Genomic DNA, 556 nt, shown 5'->3' with positions numbered 1-556 from the left:
AGGTGCCTATGTCCCGATATGGTGCCGTCTGGCGAAGCCGGAGGCAAGACCTTACCTCCCGGTCAACAGCAGAAGGAACATCACATGACCCGCAGCGCACTCGTCGTCGGCGCAACCGGCATCCAGGGCAGCGCCATCGCCCGGCAACTCGTTGAGCAGGGCTGGGCGTTGCATGGCCTCAGCCGCACCCCGGGAGCCCAGCCGGGCGTGTCGCCGGTGGCCGCCGATCTTCTCGATCCCGCGGCGCTGGCGACTGCCCTTCACGGCATCGCGCCAACGCATGTCTTCCTCACCAGCTGGCTGCGCATGGCGACCGAGGCCGAGAACATCCGTGTGAATGCGGCGATGGTCCGCAACCTGTTCGACGCGCTGCGGCCGGCGGGTTCGGTGCGGCACGCCGCGCTGGTGACCGGGCTGAAGCATTACCTCGGCCCGTTCGAGGCCTATGGCAAGGGCAGCCTGCCGCAGACCCCGTTCCGCGAGGAGCAGGGCCGGCTGGAGGTCGACAACTTCTATTACGCCCAGGAAGATGAACTCTTCGCAGCCGCCGGGCAGG

At 67.8% G+C, this 556-nt stretch carries 1 protein-coding gene; it reads left to right on the top strand.

Going from position 1 to position 556, the window contains the following annotated elements; all coding sequences use genetic code 11:
* Positions 1–84 precede the first annotated feature (84 nt).
* The coding region (locus tag C5F48_RS24485; protein WP_146170791.1) for an NAD-dependent epimerase/dehydratase family protein at positions 85–556 on the top strand (472 nt) is incomplete at its 3' end.

Origin of the sequence: Cereibacter changlensis JA139 (assembly GCF_003034985.1) — a bacterium.
Lineage (GTDB): Bacteria > Pseudomonadota > Alphaproteobacteria > Rhodobacterales > Rhodobacteraceae > Cereibacter > Cereibacter changlensis.
Note: the sequence above shows the minus strand (reverse complement) of the source record. Positions and strands in the feature narration are given on the sequence as shown.